This is a genomic window from Desulfovibrio sp., assembly GCF_014803725.1.
Classification (GTDB): domain Bacteria; phylum Desulfobacterota; class Desulfovibrionia; order Desulfovibrionales; family Desulfovibrionaceae; genus Desulfovibrio.
Window position 1 is genome coordinate 1 of record NZ_JAAVBE010000015.1, and the last position, 17436, is coordinate 17436.

A 17436-nucleotide genomic window follows, 5' to 3' on the forward strand; every position below is an offset into this window, starting at 1 on the left:
AAACCTGACCGCATGAATGCCATAGCGCGCCAGGCTGGTGTCGCGTCTCCCACGGGACGCGTGGATTGAAACATGGCCGGGTAGCCCTCGACCTGGACGGAAGCGCCCCGTCGCGTCCCCCACGGGACGCGTGGATTGAAACTCGCTGCTTGGTGTGCCCATTTATGCGCCCTGGAGTCGCGTCCCCCACGGGACGCGTGGATTGAAACTGGGAGATGGTGGGGGCGCTCTCCCGGCGCGAGGTCGCGTCCCCCACGGGACGCGTGGATTGAAACAGAATGGCGTGACGGCGTGTATCAGCCGGGTTAGGTCGCGTCCCCCACGGGACGCGTGGATTGAAACAAGCTCTCGCGCGAGCTTGTGTACGCCGAGCACAAGTCGCGTCCCCCACGGGACGCGTGGATTGAAACTTTGGATTGCCTTTGCGGAGGAGGAAGTCTGAACGTCGCGTCCCCCACGGGACGCGTGGATTGAAACGCCTTGCGCGAAGCCAAAAAACACCAGCTTTAGACAAAGATATGGCGCAACCTTCTATCGCTTTTGGCATCCCCGGAGAGCATTTATTGGGATTTGCGCAAACCGGGACTGGTCTGTGTGATGGAAGGATCGGAGGTGCAAGGGAAAATCATTGTCCTGATTGACTATAGAGCCAAGAAAATTTTGACAAACACGGTCAGGACGGGGCGACGCATGGATAGATCGGAGGAAATTGAGAACAGCAACTGGTATGAGAGAGTGCGGTAGAGTCTGTCGGGGGGAGTACGCGACGCTCCTTTCAGATTGTCACTGCCAGGGTGATTTAATCCAGACCAGGCGCGATTTCACGGCGGCCCCGAACAGACATGCGCGCAATAATGTATGCATTTCGCGGCCATTGTCAATTTTGGGGCCACCTTATAGCGCGTCTTCCGCCGCCTTTTTTATTTCCTCCGCTATAGCCCCGAAATTTTTATATTCATACGTCAATGAGAGGTCGCTCCCTAGAGGGGATACTCCCTTAACATTGAGACCGATGGCAGCTATATTATCAGGGAGATTTGTTTTCCAGAAAGCAGCAAGGACTCTTTCGCCCCTATAGACTGCCATGACAAAGTCTTTACTTTTATTCCATATGCTGCCATCTTCTAAAAAGTCATATGACTTGGGCTTCCCATATTTTTTTTGTCAGTTGTTCCTTAAGGGTACTGTACTCCTCCTGCACCTGATTCCCATAACTATAATTTGCATATGTTTTATTGGTAGCGATAACTTTTGCCAGCCCATTTTTACCAAATAACAATGTATAGCTCTCAAAAAGGGGATTCGTTTTGGGCAGTGTGTCTGTCGTGTAGAAGGTATAGATGTCCGCCCCAGAGCCCGCGACCTCAACTTTTTTGAGACCTGTGAACTGCTCAGGCTTTTGCACCATTTCCGTGCCGAAGGGTCCGGCCTGAGCAATACCCGAAAGACAAAGGAAAAAGGCAACGGAGAAAATGATCAATACGTTGCGCATGACGGTTCATCGTTAGTTGAAAATGTCATTCCATGATTCCCTAACATGGGATTCATCGCAAGTGACCAATGTTGGCAAGGGCAAAAATGGATTCTAAGCCCCAATCACGTTCCCCACAGAACGTTCGGCTTGATCAGCCGTACCGACCTCTCCCCGCAGTCTAGCCTCCCCCTCTTAATTCAAGGGCGCCGTTCCCTCAGGAACGGCGCCCTTTCAACATTCAAATCCGCTCAAGCACTTACGGCCGCTTGGGCGCCCCCTTGGGCGTCATGGAATAGCGGTAGATCTCGCTGATCTCCTTGTCGTAGCCGGGGTAGAAGCCCTTGCCCATGCCAAGCACGATGCGCGCGCCGCGGTTCATGAGCACGAGCAGGTCGCCGCTGGCCGGGTCAACGCAGAGGCCTTCGATCTCGCCCTGCTTGATGGCCTCGTCCAGGGTCTTTTCGAGCACCACGGGGGCGTTGGTGGCCGAGCTCACTTCCACGCGATAGATGTGGTCGGGCTCGTTGTCGTCGGCGGTGCCGTCGTCGGCGGTCACGAAGAGCGCGCCGTCCACATAGTAAACGCCCTGCACCCACTGCGGCACGGGCTGGAGATGCACCTTGCGCAGATACTTGCCGTTGAGGTCGTACTCATAGAGATAGCGGCCGCTTTCCTCGCCCACCCAGGAGCACATCCACACCGTGCCCTTGACCGGGTCCACGGTGATGCCGGAGACTTCCTCCTGGCCGGACTTGGGCTCGAAGGCGAAGGTGCGCTTCAGCTTCAGCGTTTCCGCGTCATGCACCGCGATCTGGATGTCCTTGCCCACGCCGTCCATGAAGTTCTCGGCGCTGATGTAGAGTTCGCCGTTGTAGATGTCGATGTCGCCGATGTGGTTGGACGGGATGGAGTAGCCCTCGAAAGGCTTGGTGTTCTCCTTCACCAGCTTGCCGTCCATGTCATACTTGTAGAGCGCGGTGCTGCCGCTCACATAGATGAACTTGCCGTCGCAGGCAACGCCCTGGCGGCCGGCCACAGGAATGACGCTTTTGAGTTTGTAGACGTACTTGGGGCCGGGAATCTTGGGGCCGTTCACGGGCGCGGCGGACGCCATCTGGGGGAAGACCAGGGCCAGGGCCAGGGCGGCAAGCGCCAGGAATTTGGGCATGGAACACTCCTTCCGTCTTCAGGTTGGCGGCCGCAAAATGCCGCTTCCGTCTGCACGAGCCCTGCGGTTCGGCAGGATGGCCGGCCAGGGGCCCACAGCGGGCGCCGCGCCGGCCCGCGCCTTCCGCTTCGCGGGGCGCGCCGCGTTCCCGGCGCGAAGCGCCGGAGCCCGCGTTTATTCCAGGACCTCGGCCTTCTTGATGATCACCGGCGTCACGGGCACATCCTCATAATGGCCCTTGCGCCCGGTGGTCACGGCCTCGATCTTGTCCACCACGTTCTGCCCCTGGATGACCTTGCCGAACACCGCATAGCCCCAGCCCTGCGGCGTCTTGGCCTTGAAATCCAGGAAATCGTTGTTCTTGGTATTGATAAAGAACTGCGAGCTCGCCGAATGCGGGTCCGACGTGCGCGCCATGGCGATGGTGTACTTCTGGTTGCGCAGGCCGTTGTCCGCCTCGTTGCGGATGGGGGCCACGGTGCGCTTTTCCTTGAGCTCGGGCGTCATGCCGCCGCCCTGGATCATGAAATCCTTGATGACGCGGTGGAAGACCGTGCCGTCATAGTGGCCGGATTTCACATACTGGATGAAGTTGGCCACCGTGATGGGGGCCTTGCGGGCGTCGAGCCTGAGCACGATGTCGCCGAGGCTGGTCTCCAGCTTGACCACCGGATCGGCCGCGGGCTGCGCCGCCGCCTGGACGCCAGCCGGCGCCAGTGCCGCCATCAGAGCCAGGGAGAGCGCCGCCACAGCGCCGCGCAGGGCGCGGCCCAACCATTTCCCGCGGGGGGCGGGGATATTCTTTTGCATGACAAGCTCCTTCTATCTCAGAATTTTTTGCAAATCCGCGGTGCTGCGGGCGTGCGGCTCAGTCAGCCTCGATGAGCCCCTGCGCGACCAGCACCTGCTTCAGGCGCTCGGTATCCTCAGGGCTCATGGGGCAGAGCGGCAGCCGCATCTCCGCGGACATGCGGCCCATGAGAGCGAGCGCCGTCTTGACCGGGATGGGATTGCTCACCATGAACATGGCGCGGTGCAGCGGGAAGAGCTCGTGGTGGATGGCGCGCGCGCCCGCGAGGTCGCCCCGCGCGAAGGCGTTGCACATGGCGGCCACGCGCCCGGGCACGAGGTTGGATGTCACGGAGATGACCCCCTGCCCGCCCAGCGCCAGGAGCGCCAGGGCCGTGAGGTCGTCGCCGCTCATGACGCTGAAGCGCGCGGGGCAGCTTTCCAGCACCTCGCTCGCCTGGGCCATGTCGCCCGTGGCTTCTTTCACGCCCACGATATGCGGAAACTCCGCGGCCAGCCGCGCCAGCACCGGCGGCAGCATGTTGCAGCCCGTGCGGCCCGGCACATTGTAGGGCACGAGCGGGATGTCCACGGCCTCGGCGATGGCCTTGTAGTGGAGATAAAGCCCTTCCTGGGTGGGCTTGTTGTAGTAGGGCGTGATGAGCAGCGCGCCGTCCGCGCCCGCCTTCTGCGCGAAGCGCGCGAGGCGGATGGCCTCCTGCGTGTTGTTGGAGCCCGCGCCCGCGAGCACGGGCACGCGCCCTGCGGCCTGCTCGATGCAGATCTCGATGACGCGCTCGTGCTCCTCGTGCGTCAGCGTGGCCGATTCGCCGGTGGTGCCGCAGGGCACGAGGCCGTGGATCCCCTCGGCGATCTGGTTTTCAATGAAGGCGCGGTAGCCTTCCTCATCAATGGCGTTGTTCCTGAACGGCGTCACCAGGGCAGTCATCGCGCCGGAAAAAAACATGGAAGACTCCTTGCGGAACTGTCGTTTTCAACGTCGCTGGCAGAAGAGCAGGGCATGCGGGCCGCTCACGGCCCGGGCGGCGCTCAACTGTTGATGAATTCCTTGAGTTCCTTGCCGGCGCGGAAAAAGGGCAGCCGCTTGGGCACGACCTCGACGCTCTCGCCGGTCTTGGGATTGCGGCCGGAATAGCCGCCGTATTCCTTGATCTTGAAACTGCCGAAGCCGCGGATTTCGATGCGCTCGCCGGCGATGAGCGACTTTTTCATGGCGTCGATGAAGGTGTTGACCACCAGGGACGCATCATCAAAGGGGATATTGCTTTCTTCGGCAAGTGCCTTGATAAGCTCGCTCTTGTTCATGCTGCCTCCGTTCGGCTCTTTCGCATTGCCCGTGGAGGTGGGGCAGTGGGGGCTGGCCGGCGGCCGGCCGGCCTCGGAATGCGCAATGCCTTACCCTACGGCAAAGCTCAGGAATGGGCAAGAGGCGCCAGCCAGGAAGCGGGGCCGGTTGACGCCGGGCGCCCTCCGGGCTATGCGGCGCTAAACGGGTGACTGCCGGGTATTGGGCAGCTTCCCGGAGGAGGGGGCGATGCCATACCAGCGGGGGGATTGTGTCTGCATCCTGCGAAAGCTCTCCGGCAGAAATACCTTCGGGGAGAAACGTGTCACGGCCAGGGCGGGGAGCCTGGGCACGGTCTGGCTGGAGAGTGGGGACGGGTGGTATGAAGTACGATTTCAGCGCCCCAGAGCCATCGGCGTGGCCGGCCTTGACATCCACGAAGCCGATCTGGCGCCCTGTACGGAAGACGAGGCCAGCATGGAGGCGATGCAGCGCAGGGAGGGGGCGGCCCGTGCACGTATCGTTGCCATGCGTAAGTTCCCACCTGCACGAGGCTCTTCAACACGCTGTTTCATGGAGAAAGTGACCGCATAGAAAGTTTTTCGCCTGTGCGATAAAGACGTTGAGGGAGCGGCATCGGGAGCGGCATCGGGAGCGCAGAGGAATGACGGAAACAGAAGCAAAAAGTATATTACGGGCAAAACTGGAAAAGATCGCGGATAAGGATTGCCCTCTCGCATGGGTTGGCGATGTCCTTTATGAAGCGCCAACTGCCTTTATCATTGAGGGCTCACTCTATGCTGAGGGAGAAAACCCGGAGGAGAGCGCGGGATTTTGCGCCGTAGACAAAAAAACAGGAAAAAGCGGCATCGTTCTCCCGTACCCGGGGGCGACTCTCTCGATAGAGAGTTTCAGGGATTTCCGCTGGGAGGACTGGATAATCGTCTGATGGCCGAGCATCCTGAGGGCAGAGAGAGCCGTTTGCGTGGCGTTTCGCGTTTTCCTTCCCTGAAAAGAGTTCGTCCTTTTGGTGAGTAGAGCTTGGTGGAAGTGGCAGTTCCCACTCCAGCCGGGGCGTGCGATGCAGCGCGCGCATCGGGGCTGCCCCGCTTGGTTCCATGCAGGGAGCGGAACCTTGGATAACTGGTGGAGACCACGCCCGTGCTGGCACCATTGCAGATAAATCGGGCCAGATCCAATCTGCATGGGGACGCGAGCGGACGGCACGGTTTTCCAAGGCAAGCTCAACAAGTTTCAATCCACGCGTCCGCGGGGACGCGACCAGGCTAGGCCGTCCTTTGACGCAACCTGCTCGCCGTTGCAATCCACATGTCCCGAGGAGGACGTGACGCCCATGATTTCCAGATAATGCGGATCATCACGCTGGTTTCAATCCACGCGTTCCGCGGGGGACGCGACGGGACAGCCCGCCCACAACCTCGCTCGCCTCGTAGTTTCAATCCACGCGTCCCGTAGGGACGTGACCTGCTGACTGCCCACTCCGTGTCCAGCAGATCATCGTTTCAATCCACGCGTTCCGTGGGGGACGCGACCGGGGGCTTGCCCACGCGCGGGGTGCCCGGGAAAATGGTTTCAATCCACGCGCCCACACTCCAGTCCTGTTTCCCTCACCGCCCCGAGAGCGCGGCAAAACGGCGCATGCCCAGGTGGCAGATGGCTACGGCAAGGGCGTCCGAGGCGTCCAGCGGCCACTTGGCGGCGGCTTCGTCGCGCACGTTGAGCAGGCGGCGCACCATGAAGGCCACCTGTTCCTTTTCTGCGCGCCCCGTTCCCACCAGGGATTTCTTGACCAGGGTGGGGGCGTAGTCGGCCACATCCAGCCCGGCGGCGGCGCAGGCCGCCACGGCGGCGCCGCGCGCCTGCCCGAGCTTGAGGGCGCTGGCCGCGTTCTTGGCGGTGAAGACCTGCTCCATGGCGGCCTGGTCGGGCCTGTGGCGGCCGAGGATGGCGGCGAGCTCGTGATAGATGCGCGCGAGCCGGCGCGAAAAGCCGGTCGCCGTCCCTACGTCTGCGTCCTCGCGGCCCCGGGAGCTCGCGGTGCGCACCACGCCGCACTCAACGAGCGAGAGCACGCCCGAGACCTCGCGCACCACGCCCCAGCCCGTGCGCTGCGAGCCGGGGTCGATGCCGATGACGGTGATGGCTGCCATCCCGGTGAGGCGCGCCCGCGTCAGCTAGTCGGTCGGCATGTCGTCCGGGAAGTCCGCGTTGACGTAGACGTTCTGGACATCGTCGTTGTCGTCCAGCGCGTCCATGAGCCTGAGCAGCTTGACGCCCGTCTCGGCGTTGACGGCCACGAGGTTGGCCGGCACCATGGCGAGCTCGGCGGATTCCATGGAAACGCCCGCTGCCTCCAGCGCGTCGCGCACGGCCGCGAAGTCGGCCATGGCCGTCTGGATGGTCCACACGTCCTCGTCGTCGATAACATCGTCGGCGCCGGCCTCGAGCGCGGCCTCCATGATGGCGTCCTCGGCGTAGTCGGCGCGGGGCACCGCGATCACGCCCTTGCGCTCGAACATCCAGGCAACGCTGCCGTTCTCGCCCATGGCGCCGCCGTGCTTGGTGAAAAGGTGGCGCACCTCGGCCACGGTGCGGTTCTTGTTGTCCGTGGCGACCTCCACCATGATGGCGATCCCGCCCGGGCCGTAGCCTTCGTAGAAGGCTTCGGCGATGTCACCGCCCGCGTCCTCGCCGGTGCCCTTGCGGATGGCCGCCTCGATCTTGTCCTTGGGCAGGTTCACGGCCTTGGCCGCGGCGATGGCCGCGCGCAGGCGCGGGTTGCCGGACGGGTCGCCGCCGTTCTTGGCGGCGATGATGATCTCCTTGGCGGCCTTGGTGAACACCTTGCCGCGCTTGGCGTCCTGGCGCCCCTTGCGGTGCTGGATATTGGCCCATTTGCTGTGACCGGACATATGACCTCCCCGTGTGGGTAAAAAAAGTGCCGAAAATTGCCGCGCCGGCCCTAGCCGGCGTTGTCGCTTGGGGGCGCCTCCGCAGTCTCAGCGGCGTCCCCCGCAGGCGCCGCGCCCTTGAAGCCCAGGCCCGTGAAAAAGGTTTCCTTGCTCTCGGCGCGCGAGCTCTTGGGCTTGAAGGTCGTGACCTTGCGGAAGGCCCGGCGCATAGGCGCGAGCAGTTCGCCCACGTCCGGCCCCATGAAGATCTTGACCACGAAGTTGCCGCCCGGCTTCAGGTGCTTGAGCGCTGTCTCGAAGGCCGTCTGCGCGAGCTCCAGCGAGCGCGCCTGGTCCGTGAAGCGCGTGCCCGTGGTGGAGGGGGCCATGTCGCTCATGACGAGATCGAAAGGCCCGGTCTCCGCCATGGCCGCGGCAAATGCCTCCGTGGGCTCAAAGGCGTTGGAGACCATGAACACCACCTGCGGCGGGAAGGCCGTGGCCGTCTCCTGGATGTCACAGGCGAGCACGCGCCCGCGCTTGCCCACGCGCTCGGCCGCGCCCAGCGACCACGAGCCCGGGGCCGCGCCCAGGTCGAGCACGCGCATCCCCGGCGCAAGCAGGCGGAAGCGGGCATCCAGCTCGCGCAGCTTGTAGATGGAGCGGGCCGGATAGTTCTCGCGCTTGGCTTTGAGAAAGTAGTGGTCGCGGTATTCCTTCATGCAGCGGAACAGCATACAGGTTTTTTTGCTGCCCGCCAAGGGGCGCGCCCGCTCCCCCGGTGCTCGGCCCTGGCCGCGACGCCGGTTGACAGAAGCCCCTTTGGCGGGTATCAATCTTGATTCCTTGCCCGTACCTCTGGTGCGAGCTGTCAATCCACAAGGAGAAGCATCATGCGGAAGTTCGAGACCCTCCTCCTGTTCTCGCCGGAGCTTTCGGCCGAGAGCCGCGAGGGCATCCTGGCCGCGCTCACGGGCATCATCGAGCGCGAAGGCGGCAAAATGGTCGAGGTGGACCAGTGGGGCATGCGCGACCTTGCCTATCCCGTGAAGAAGCTCATGCGCGGCTTCTATGTGCGCCTCGTCTACGAGGCCCCGGCGCCGCTGGTGGCCGAGCTGGAGCGCAATATCCGTATCACCGACGGCATCTTCAAGTTCCTCACCGTCAAGCTGGCCGACGAAGCGGCCGGGGAGGATGCGTAAATGGCCTTCAAGAAGAAGTTCGCCCCGCGCCGCAAGTTCTGCCGCTTCTGCGCCGACAAGGAACTGCCGCTGAACTACAAGAATCCCGAAGTTCTGAAGGACTTTATCACCGAGCGCGGCAAGATCATCGCCCGCCGCATCACCGGCACCTGCGCCCGCCACCAGCGCGAGCTGACGCGCGAGATCAAGCGCGCCCGCCAGATGGCCATGCTCATCTACACGGCCACGCACGATTCCGGCGTCAAGAAAAAGAGCAACATCTAGGAGGCGCCCATGAAACTCATTCTTCGCGCCGATGTGGAAAATCTCGGCAATCTTGGCGATGTGGTCGAGGTGAAGCCCGGCTACGGGCGCAACTACCTTCTGCCCCAGGGCCTCGCCATGGTGGCGAGCCCGGCCAACCTCAAGGTCTTCGAGCAGGAGCGCAACAAGCTCCAGGCCCGCATGGACGCCCTGCGCGCCGAAGCCCGCGGCCTCGCCGCCCGCCTCGAGGCCCTCAAGGTGGTCATCCCCATGCACGTGGGTGAAAACGACAAGCTCTACGGCTCCGTGACGAGCACCATCATCGGCGACGCCATCGCCGAGCAGGGCCTCGAAGTGGACCGCCGCCGCATCCTCATGGACGCGCCCATCCGCACCCTGGGCGAGCATCCCGTGCGCGTGCGCCTGCACGCTGATGTCATCGCCGTGGTGCCGGTGCAGGTGGTTTCCGACCACCAGCCCGAGGTGACGGAAGAGGAGCTCGCCGCGGCCGAAGCCGAGGCTGTGGCCGAAGCTGTCGCAGCCGTGGCCGAGGCCGAAGCCGGGGCCTAGGGTGGCGCAGGCAGGTAACGCTTCCGACGCCCCCGGCCGCAAGGCCGGGGGCGTTCCTTCTGGAGCCGGCCCTCGCGCCACTCCGGGCGCTGACAGGACGGCCAGCGCCCAGGCCGACCTCGTGCGCCGCGTGCCGCCGCACAGCGCCGAGGCCGAACAGGCCGTGCTCGGCGGCCTGCTCATGCGGCCCCAGCTCATGCACTCCATCGCGGACATCCTCGTGCCCGCGGATTTTTACCTTCCCGCGCACACGGTCATCTTCCGCGCCTTTCTCGAGCTCTATTCCAAGACCGCGCCCATCGACCTCGTTTCCACGGCCGAACAGCTCAAGGCCATGAACGCCCTGGAGGAGGCGGGCGGGGCCGTCTATCTCGCGGACCTCGCGCAGGCCGTGGTCTCCGGCGCCAATGCCGAATACTATGCGGGCATCGTGCGCGACAAGGCGCTCCAGCGCGGGCTCATCGACGTGTGCTCCGGCATCATCGGCAACTGCTACGACGCCTCGCGCGAGGTGGACGCGCTTCTCGACGAGTCCGAGCAGGCGGTGTTCGCGGTGTCGCGCCGCACGGCCCGGCGCGATTTTTCGCCCACGCGCGAGCTTTTGGACAAGGTGTTTGAAAACCTCTCCAAGCTCGCGGACGCGCGCGATGTGGTGACGGGCGTGACCACGGGCTACCGCCGGCTCGACACGCTGACCGCCGGCCTCCAGCCCTCGGACCTCATCATCGTGGCCGCGCGCCCGAGCATGGGCAAGACGGCCTTCGCGCTCTGCATGGCCCTGCACGCGGCCGTGGAGCAGGAGGTGCCCGTGGGCATCTTCTCGCTGGAAATGAGCAAGGAACAGCTCATGCAGCGCATGCTCGCCGTGTGGGGCAAGGTGGATCTCTCCAGGCTCCGCCGCCCCTCGCAGCTCACGGACGAGGACTGGCAGCGCCTCTACACCGCGGCGGACGTGGTCTCGCGCGCGCCCGTCTATATCGACGACACCCCGGCCCTCTCCACGCTGGAGCTCAGGGCGCGGGCGCGGCGCCTCAAGGCGGAGAAGGGCCTGGGGCTCGTGGTGGTGGATTACCTCCAGCTCATGCGCACGAGCCGCCGCACCGACTCGCGCGAGCTCGAGATCTCGGACATCTCGCGCTCGCTCAAGGGCCTCGCCAAGGAGCTCGACATCCCGGTGGTGGCGCTCTCGCAGCTCAACCGCAAGGTGGAGGAGCGCGGCGACAAGCGGCCCATGCTCTCCGACCTGCGCGAATCCGGCGCCATCGAGCAGGACGCGGACGTGATCATGTTCGTCTACCGCGAGGACGTGTACAAGTACCAGAAGCCCTCGGAGCGGCCGCCGCAGGGTGTCGCCGAGATCATCATCGGCAAGCAGCGCAACGGCCCGGTGGGTGCGGTGGAGCTCATGTATCTCTCGCCCTACACCTCCTTCGAGACCATGGCGCCCGACTGGACGCCCGGCCCCTCGGAAAGCCGCGCCTGAGCGTCGTGGCCGGCAACGCCATGAAGCATGTCATCATCCACACGGACGGCTCCTGCCTCGGCAATCCCGGGTCGGGGGGCTGGGCCGCGGTGCTCACGCATCCCGACACCGGCGCGCGGCGGGAGCTCTCGGGCGGCTTCAGGCGCACCACCAATAACCGCATGGAGATCATGGCCGTCATCGCCGCGCTCGAGGCGCTGAAAGAGCCCTGCGCCGTGGATCTCCATACGGATTCGCAATACGTGCGCAATGCGGTGGAGAAGGGCTGGCTCAAATCCTGGCGCGCGAAAAACTGGGTCAAGGCGGACAAGAAGCCCGTGCTCAACGTCGACCTCTGGCAGCGGCTGGTGCCCCTTTTGGAGCGGCATGAGGTGCGCCTGCACTGGCTGCGCGGCCATGCCGGCCATGCGGAAAACGAGCGCTGCGACGAGCTGGCGCGGGCCTGCGCCGGGCGCCCGGACCTGCCGCCGGATGCGGGCTTTGCGGCGGAGGGCGCCCGCACGTGAGGCGCCCCGCGGCGTTTCCGGGAGTGGGCGGGAGAACTGGCGGGGGCGCCCGTGGCTGAGCCTCTATCGTGGCTCGCGGACGGGGCCGCGCTCTGGCATTCCCTCCTCTGGCCGCTGTTGCGGCTTTTGCTCGGGCTCGCCTGTGGCCTCCTGGTCGCCAATGTGCTCGAGGCCCTGCACTGGACGCGGGCGCTCGCCCGGCTCGCCATGCCGCTGGCCCGCGCCGCGCACATGCCGCCGGTGGCCGGGGCCGCCTTCGCCCTGGCCTTCGTGTCGCCGGCATCGGCCAATGCCCTGCTCGCCGGCCGGCGGGACGCGGGCGAACTTTCCGGCCGCGAGCTCATGCTCGCCAACCTCTTCAACAGCCTGCCCGCCTATCTCGTGCACACGCCGGCCATCTTCCTGCTCACCTGGCCGGTGCTCGGCCTGCCGGCCGTTGTCTATGTGGGCCTGACCCTCGTGGCCGCGGCGGTGCGCACGGCTTTCACCGTCTTTCTCGGCCGGGCGCTGTTGCCCGCGCCGGGGCAGAGCGGCATGGCCGGCGCCGTTCCCGCGCCGGAGGCGCCTCAGCCCGAGGCAGGCCCCCGCCCTGCGCTGGAAAAGGCGTGGCGGCGTTTTCGCCGGCGCCTGCCGAGGCTCGTGGGCTTCACGGTGCCGGTCTACATCCTCATGTACGCGCTCCAGCGGCTCGGCGCCTTCGCCGCGCTGGAGGCGTGGCTGGCCGGGCATATGGACTGGCTCAGCTTTCTGAAGCCGCAGGCCGTGGGCATCATCGTGCTCCATTTCGCGGCCGAGCTCGGCGCGGCCCTGGGCGCTGCCGGGAGCCTGCTTGAGGCCGGCGGCCTCGACGCGCGCGACGTGGTGCTGGCCTTGCTCGCCGGCAATATTCTCTCCACGCCGGCGCGCGCCATCCGGCACCAGTTCCCGGCCTATGCCGGCTTTTTCCGCCCGGCCGAGGCCCTGCGCCTCATCCTCGCCAATCAGGGCCTGCGCGCGGCCAGCATGGCGTTCATGACCTGGGTCTACTATCTCTGGACGCGCACCTAAAAGGGGGGAAACATGATGGACGACACGCCGCCCGCCGGCACGGACTTTCGCGAAAACACCGTCACCGTGCTCCTCCAGCCCGAGGAGCGCCGCCTCACCCTGCGCCGGCCCAAGACCGCGCGGCAACTGCTGGAGGCCCTCGGCCTCATGGAAGAGACCGCCCTGGTGGCGCGCGGCGGGGAACTGCTCACGCCCGACCGCCGCATCTGGCCCGGGGACGAGCTCCTGGTGCGCGTGGTGACATCCGCGGGTTAGGGCAGCATCCGGGTTTTTCAGGCAAAATGGCAGCGCGCGCGCCAGCCCGGCGCGAGCTCTTTCCACGGCGGCGGCGTTGTGCGGCAGATGGCCTCTGCTCTCGGGCAGCGCGGGTGGAAGCGGCAGCCGGCAGGAGGCGCCAGCGGACTCGGCGGCTCGCCGCGCAGGGGCGGCGGCAGGTCGTCGAGGCCCCGGCCGCGGGCCCAGTCGCGCTCGCCCGCCGGCATGGCCGCGAGCAGGGCCTGGCTGTAGGGATGCGCCGGCCCGGCGAAGAGGCGTTCCGCGCTGGCCTCCTCCACGAGCTCACCCAGATACATCACAAGGATGCGCCGGCACATGAAGCCCACCACCGCGAGGTCGTGGGAAATGAAGAGATAGGCCGGGCGGAAGCGCTCCTGCGCGTCGCGCAGCAGGTTGAGGATCTGGGCCTGCACCGACGCGTCGAGCGCCGAGACCGGTTCGTCGCAGACGATGATGTCCGGCCGGGTGACAAGGGCGCGCGCAAGGGCGATGCGCTGGCGCTGGCCGCCGGAAAAGGCGTGCGGATAGCGCTCCCCGGCGCCGGCGAGGCCCACGGCCGCAAGGGCCTCTTCGGCGCGGGCGCGGCGTTCGGCGCGGGGCACACCGGCCGCGGCCAGCGGCTCGGCCACCGAGGCGCGCACCTTAAGGCGCGGGTTGAGGGACGAGGCCGGGTCCTGAAAGACCATCTGCAGCCGCCCGGCGCTCCAGCTTCCGGCGCCCGCGGGGGGCAGCGCGCGCCCCTCCAGCAGTATCTCGCCGGCATCGGGCCTGAGCAGCCCGCAGGCGAGCCGCCCCAGGGTGGACTTGCCGCAGCCCGATTCGCCCACGAGACCGAGGCTCTCGCCGCCCGCGAGAGTGAAGCTCACGCCGTCCACGGCGCGCAGGCTACGCGTTTCGCCAAAAAGGCCCCGGCGCACGGCAAAGGAGCGGGCCACGTCCCGCAGCTCCAGAAGGGGCGTGTCGGCGCCCGGCCCGCTCTCGCTCACGCGAGCCTGTCCTCTTCCCGGGCGCTCACGCCCGCCGAAGCCATGGTCGCCATGTCGTTACAGATGGCCGCCGCGCTCTTCACCAGCGGCCAGGCCAGCGCCGCGCCCGTGCCCTCGCCGAGGCGCAGGCCGAGCGCAAGCAACGGCTCGCCCCAGTCCGGGGTGCCCGCATGAGGGGCGGCGCGCTCGGTCATGCGGCGGATGGCGCCCGCATAGCCGGGCTCGGCCGAAACATGGGTCAGGATGGCATAGCCCGCGAAGTCCGGCGCCATGGCGAGCGCGGCCGCGCACGCCGAAGTGCTGATGAAGCCGTCCACGAGCACGGCCATGCCCTGCGCCGCGGCGCCGAGCATGGCGCCGCACATGACGGCGATCTCGAAGCCGCCAAGCGCCGCCATGGTCTCCACCGGGCCCTCCGCCACGGCATCGGCATTGACGCTGAGCGCCTGCGCCACGAGGCGCGCCTTGCGCGCCACCATGGGTGGTTCGGCGCCCGCGCCGGGGCCGGCCACAGCCTCGGGCGCAAGGCCGAGCAGGGCGCAATAGAGGGCCGTGGCGGCCGTGGAATTGGCGATGCCCATCTCGCCCAGGCCCAGCGTGCGGAAGCCCTCGGCATGGGCGTCTTTCGCAAGGGCAAAGCCCGCGCGCAAGGCCGCTTCGCAGGCCGCAAGGCTCATGGCCGGGCCTTCGCTCAGGTCGGCGGTGCCATCGCCCTGGCGGCGGTCAAGCAGGAGGGGATGCGCCGGGAAGGGCCCGCCCGCGCAGCCCGCGTCCACCACGCGCAGGGAAAGGCCGTTGGCGGCGCAGAGCACGTTGATGGCCGCGCCGCCGGCGAGGAAGTTGGCGACCATCTGGCGGGTCACGGCCTGGGGAAAGGGCGAGACGCCCTGCGCGGCGATGCCGTGGTCGCCCGCCACGGTGAGCATGAGGCCCGGGCCAACAGCGAGGGGACGGCGCCCCTGCGCCATGGCCCAGAGCCGGGCCGCCAGTGTTTCGAGGCGCCCGAGGCTGCCCACGGGCTTGGTGAGACTGTTCAGCCACGCGCGCGCGGCCTCAAGGTTCGCGGGGGCCACGGGACGGATGCGTTCGCCGGGGAAGAGCCGGGAGAACGTATCCGCGCCCGTGCCGCCGCCTTGGGAGAGAGTGTCATTCATGGCGCGACAGTATCCGTTCAGGGCAGCGAGGGCAAGCGCGGAAGCGCCGCCTGCCCGCCGTGCCGCGCGTGTTGCTTCCGCCCTTACTTGCGCCCTACTTCCGCATGACCCGGAGGCCGTTGGCCACCACCACGAGCGAGGCGCCCACATCCGCAAAGACCGCCATCCACATGGTCGCCATGCCGGCGAAGGTCAGGGCGAAGAACACGGCCTTGATGCCCAGGGCGAAGGCGATGTTCTCCACAAGGATGGCGTGGGTCGCCCGCGAAAGGCGGATGAAGCGCGGCACCTTGCGCAAGTCGTCGTCCATGAGGGCCACATCGGCGGTCTCGATGGCCGTGTCCGTGCCGCCGGCGGCCATGGCGAAGCCGATATCGGCCTTGGCGAGCGCCGGCGCGTCGTTGATGCCGTCGCCCACCATGCCCACATGCGCGCCCGTGCGCTCCAGCTCCTCCACGATGGCGAGCTTGTCCTGCGGGAGCAGCCCGGCCCGGTATTCGTCTACGCCCGCTGCCCTGGCCATGGCCCTGGCCGTGGCCTCGGTGTCGCCGGTGAGGAGCAGGGTGCGCACGCCGAGGGCCTTGAGCTCGGCCACGGCCTCCACGCTGGTCTCTCGCAGGCCGTCGGCCACGGCGAACAGGGCTTCGGCGCGGGCGGCTCCGGGCGTGGCAAGCTCCGCCGAGGCGAGCACCACCGTGGTCTTGCCGTCGGCCTCCAGGGCGGCCATGCGCTCCCCGAGGGCCGGGCTTCCCGCGCCGAGGCGTTCCATGAGGCGGTAATTGCCGAGATACCAGCGCCGGCCCGCGCCGCTGGCGGCCACGCCCTCGCCGGGCAGGGCCTCCACGGCTTCCATGTCGAGCAGGGCAAGATCCTTGCCCGCGGCCGCGACGGCCCGCGAGACCGGATGGTCGGAGCGCGCCGCGAGGCTTGCCGCCATGCGGGCGATCTCGTCGCGCCGTCCCTCTTCGGCGAGGAGGATGAAGTCCGTCTGCACGGGCTCGCCGCGGGTGAGGGTTCCGGTCTTGTCGAGGGCGAGGCGGTCGAGCAGGCGCCCCTGCTCCAGATAGGCGCCGCCCTTGATGAGGATGCCCTTGCGCGCGGCCGCGGCCATGCCGGAGACCACGGTCACGGGCGTGGAGATGACGAGCGCGCAGGGGCAGCCGATGACGAGCAGGACGAGAGCCATGTAAACAGAGCCGGCCCACGCCGCGCCGAAGAAGAGCGGCGGCACGAGGGCCGTCACCACGGCGAGGCCGAAGACCGCGGGTGTGTACCAGCGGGCGAAGCTGTCTACGAAGCGCTGCATGGGCGCGCGCGTGGCCTGTGCCTCCTCCACGGCGTGGATGATGCGCGCGAGCGTGGTGTCGCGGGCGGCAGCGGTGACGGTGAACTCGAAGGCGCCGGTCTCGTTGATGGTGCCGGCGTAGACCGTGTCGCCGACGGCCTTCTCCACGGGGATGCTCTCGCCGGTGATGGGCGCCTGGTTGACCGTGGAGCGGCCCTCGACCACCTCCCCGTCCAGAGCCACGCGCTCGCCGGGGCGCACGCGCACGCGGCTTCCCACCGCCACGTCGGCGGCGGCCACTTCGCGCCAGGCGCCGTCCGGCTGGAGCACGGTGGCCGTGGCCGGCGCGAGCGCCAGGAGGTCGCTCACGGCGTTGCGGGCGCGGTCGAGGGCGCGGGCCTCCAGCGCCTCGGAGAGGTTGAAGAGCGCCATGACCATGGCCGCTTCGGGGAATTGGCCGATGCAGAAGGCGCCGGTCACGGCCACGGCCATGAGGGCGTTGATATTGAGGTTGCGGTTGATGAGCGCGAGCCAGCCCTTGCGGAAGGTGCCGAGCCCGGCGAGCAGGATGGCCGCCAGCGAGATGGCCGCGGCGAGCCATTCGGCCCCGGTTTGCATGGCGGCGGGGAAGTGCCCCCATTCGGCGCCGAGTTCCACGGCTTCGGCGAGCGCGGCGAGCCCGGTGGCCCAGCAGATGCGCCGCCAGGGCAGGCCCTGCGGGGCGGCGGCCGCCGCGTCCGGCTGCGCCGGGGCCATGTCGATGGCAAGGAGCGCTTCCTCGATGCGGGAGGGCGCAAGGCCGGGCTCGTGATCCACGGTGAGCAGGCGCTGCATGAGGTTGAACTCAAGGCCGGTCACGCCGGGAAGGCCGCCGAGCTTGTTGCGGATGAGCGCTTCCTCCATGGGGCAGTCCATGTTGGGGATGCGGTAGACCGCGCGGGTGGCCGTGGACGCGGGCACGGGGGTGGTGAAGGCGGCCTGGGCCTCGTGGCTGTGGTCGTGCCCCTCGTGGCTCTGTTCGTGGGCGCCGTGGGT

19 protein-coding genes and 1 CRISPR repeat array are annotated in these 17436 nt (G+C 67.0%); of the genes, 8 read left to right on the top strand and 11 right to left on the bottom strand.

The annotated features are described in order from the left end of the window. Positions 1-39 precede the first annotated feature (39 nt). Positions 40-477: direct repeats of the CRISPR family, unit length 33 nt; unit sequence GTCGCGTCCCCCACGGGACGCGTGGATTGAAAC. Between the two features lie 655 nt (positions 478-1132). From HDR50_RS04220 to HDR50_RS04240, 5 genes are all read right to left on the bottom strand, one after another. Beyond that, positions 1133-1492: a hypothetical protein gene (locus tag HDR50_RS04220; protein ID WP_291356215.1), complete on the bottom strand. Its 360-nt coding sequence runs from the start codon at positions 1490-1492 to the stop codon at positions 1133-1135. Positions 1493-1730: 238 nt separating this feature from the next. Further along, positions 1731-2642: an SMP-30/gluconolactonase/LRE family protein gene (locus tag HDR50_RS04225; RefSeq protein WP_165079232.1), complete on the bottom strand. Its 912-nt coding sequence runs from the start codon at positions 2640-2642 to the stop codon at positions 1731-1733. A 174-nt stretch (positions 2643-2816) separates the two neighbouring features. Beyond that, a complete protein-coding gene (locus HDR50_RS04230) occupies positions 2817-3368 on the bottom strand; it encodes a peptidylprolyl isomerase (protein WP_291356342.1) in 552 nt (183 codons plus the stop codon). Between the two features lie 142 nt (positions 3369-3510). After that, entirely contained in the window at positions 3511-4398 is an 888-nt protein-coding gene (dapA, locus tag HDR50_RS04235) for a 4-hydroxy-tetrahydrodipicolinate synthase (protein WP_291356217.1), read from the bottom strand. Between the two features lie 83 nt (positions 4399-4481). Then, positions 4482-4757: an HU family DNA-binding protein gene (locus HDR50_RS04240; protein WP_165079235.1), complete on the bottom strand. Its 276-nt coding sequence runs from the start codon at positions 4755-4757 to the stop codon at positions 4482-4484. A gap of 644 nt (positions 4758-5401) precedes the next feature. Here HDR50_RS04240 and HDR50_RS04245 point away from each other — a divergent pair. Beyond that, positions 5402-5686: a hypothetical protein gene (locus tag HDR50_RS04245; RefSeq protein WP_291356220.1), complete on the top strand. Its 285-nt coding sequence runs from the start codon at positions 5402-5404 to the stop codon at positions 5684-5686. Positions 5687-6365: 679 nt separating this feature from the next. On the opposite strand, the gene ruvC is transcribed toward HDR50_RS04245, so the two are convergent. From ruvC to HDR50_RS04260, 3 genes are read right to left on the bottom strand one after another with little or no spacing between them, the layout of a single operon-like run. Beyond that, positions 6366-6908, bottom strand: a complete 543-nt coding sequence (gene ruvC / locus HDR50_RS04250) for a crossover junction endodeoxyribonuclease RuvC (protein WP_291356222.1) — start codon at positions 6906-6908, stop codon at positions 6366-6368. Positions 6909-6932: 24 nt separating this feature from the next. Then, on the bottom strand, positions 6933-7670 hold the full coding sequence (locus HDR50_RS04255) for a YebC/PmpR family DNA-binding transcriptional regulator (RefSeq protein ID WP_291356224.1): 738 nt from the start codon (positions 7668-7670) through the stop codon (positions 6933-6935). A 50-nt stretch (positions 7671-7720) separates the two neighbouring features. Further along, positions 7721-8371 (bottom strand): RlmE family RNA methyltransferase, encoded by a 651-nt coding sequence (locus HDR50_RS04260; RefSeq protein WP_291356344.1) that lies wholly within the window; start codon positions 8369-8371, stop codon positions 7721-7723. A 171-nt stretch (positions 8372-8542) separates the two neighbouring features. Between HDR50_RS04260 and rpsF the strand changes: the two genes are divergently transcribed. The 7 genes from rpsF to HDR50_RS04295 all read left to right on the top strand — a co-directional run bounded on the left by rpsF (position 8543) and on the right by HDR50_RS04295 (position 12955). Next, positions 8543-8851: a 30S ribosomal protein S6 gene (gene rpsF, locus HDR50_RS04265; RefSeq protein ID WP_165079228.1), complete on the top strand. Its 309-nt coding sequence runs from the start codon at positions 8543-8545 to the stop codon at positions 8849-8851. After that, complete coding sequence (gene rpsR / locus HDR50_RS04270) at positions 8852-9115, top strand: 30S ribosomal protein S18 (protein WP_165079227.1); 264 nt, start codon at positions 8852-8854, stop codon at positions 9113-9115. Positions 9116-9124: 9 nt separating this feature from the next. Next, positions 9125-9664: a 50S ribosomal protein L9 gene (gene rplI / locus HDR50_RS04275; RefSeq protein ID WP_291356227.1), complete on the top strand. Its 540-nt coding sequence runs from the start codon at positions 9125-9127 to the stop codon at positions 9662-9664. A gap of 121 nt (positions 9665-9785) precedes the next feature. Then, positions 9786-11147 carry a replicative DNA helicase gene (gene dnaB / locus HDR50_RS04280; protein WP_291356346.1) on the top strand — a complete coding sequence of 454 codons (1362 nt, stop codon included), beginning with the start codon at positions 9786-9788 and terminating at the stop codon, positions 11145-11147. A 20-nt stretch (positions 11148-11167) separates the two neighbouring features. Beyond that, positions 11168-11653 (top strand): ribonuclease HI, encoded by a 486-nt coding sequence (gene rnhA, locus HDR50_RS04285; protein ID WP_291356229.1) that lies wholly within the window; start codon positions 11168-11170, stop codon positions 11651-11653. Between the two features lie 51 nt (positions 11654-11704). Further along, the gene (locus HDR50_RS04290; protein ID WP_291356231.1) at positions 11705-12700 is read left to right on the top strand and encodes a hypothetical protein; all 996 of its coding nucleotides are present in this window, start codon (positions 11705-11707) and stop codon (positions 12698-12700) included. Between the two features lie 12 nt (positions 12701-12712). Further along, positions 12713-12955: a hypothetical protein gene (locus tag HDR50_RS04295; protein ID WP_291356233.1), complete on the top strand. Its 243-nt coding sequence runs from the start codon at positions 12713-12715 to the stop codon at positions 12953-12955. A 17-nt stretch (positions 12956-12972) separates the two neighbouring features. Here HDR50_RS04295 and HDR50_RS04300 read toward each other — a convergent pair whose 3' ends face one another. The 3 genes from HDR50_RS04300 to HDR50_RS04310 all read right to left on the bottom strand — a co-directional run bounded on the left by HDR50_RS04300 (position 12973) and on the right by HDR50_RS04310 (position 17316). Beyond that, on the bottom strand, positions 12973-13962 hold the full coding sequence (locus tag HDR50_RS04300; protein WP_291356234.1) for an ABC transporter ATP-binding protein: 990 nt from the start codon (positions 13960-13962) through the stop codon (positions 12973-12975). After that, entirely contained in the window at positions 13959-15116 is a 1158-nt protein-coding gene (gene cobT / locus HDR50_RS04305; RefSeq protein ID WP_291356236.1) for a nicotinate-nucleotide--dimethylbenzimidazole phosphoribosyltransferase, read from the bottom strand. Before cobT ends, HDR50_RS04300 begins: the two co-directional genes overlap by 4 nt. Positions 15117-15210: 94 nt before the next feature. After that, positions 15211-17316 carry a heavy metal translocating P-type ATPase gene (locus HDR50_RS04310; protein ID WP_365816818.1) on the bottom strand — a complete coding sequence of 702 codons (2106 nt, stop codon included), beginning with the start codon at positions 17314-17316 and terminating at the stop codon, positions 15211-15213. Positions 17317-17436 lie beyond the last annotated feature (120 nt).